Source organism: Pseudoalteromonas sp. GW168-MNA-CIBAN-0100 (assembly GCF_040309225.1).
GTDB lineage: Bacteria > Pseudomonadota > Gammaproteobacteria > Enterobacterales > Alteromonadaceae > Pseudoalteromonas > Pseudoalteromonas arctica.
Map to the genome: position 1 here is coordinate 1 of NZ_JBEOOL010000196.1, position 386 is coordinate 386.

Consider the following 386-nt stretch of genomic DNA (forward strand, 5'->3'; position numbering starts at 1 on the left):
GCTACACCGTTTGCCAGTGAGCCGGTATGTTCAACGCCCTCATTATCGATAACAATATAGTCAATACCATCAACGGGTGAGCCATCACCATAAAGGTATTCAAGCTCAAGCTGAGCGAGTGAACCTGCGGATAACGTATTGTCACCCAAATCAAACGCAGTCACTTGACTAATATTAACAGGGCTTGCATTGCTTGGTGCCCGCGCTGTTTGTGGGCTGGTTATGTCGTAATCAACCGGCCCATCAAAGGTTATAAATGTGCCATCGAGTGTGAGTACGTTAGTGGCGGTAATATCAACATTACCTTGGCTGTCGAGTTTTATCTCGCCGCCCGCGTTGTGAATAATTAAATCGCCATTACCTGAGCCCGTAATGTTTATATTATT

At 45.6% G+C, this 386-nt stretch carries 1 pseudogene; it reads right to left on the bottom strand.

Features of this window, described 5'->3' with window-relative positions:
- Positions 1-386 (bottom strand): annotated as a pseudogene (locus tag AAEY62_RS25335) (contractile injection system protein, VgrG/Pvc8 family); the annotation flags it as partial.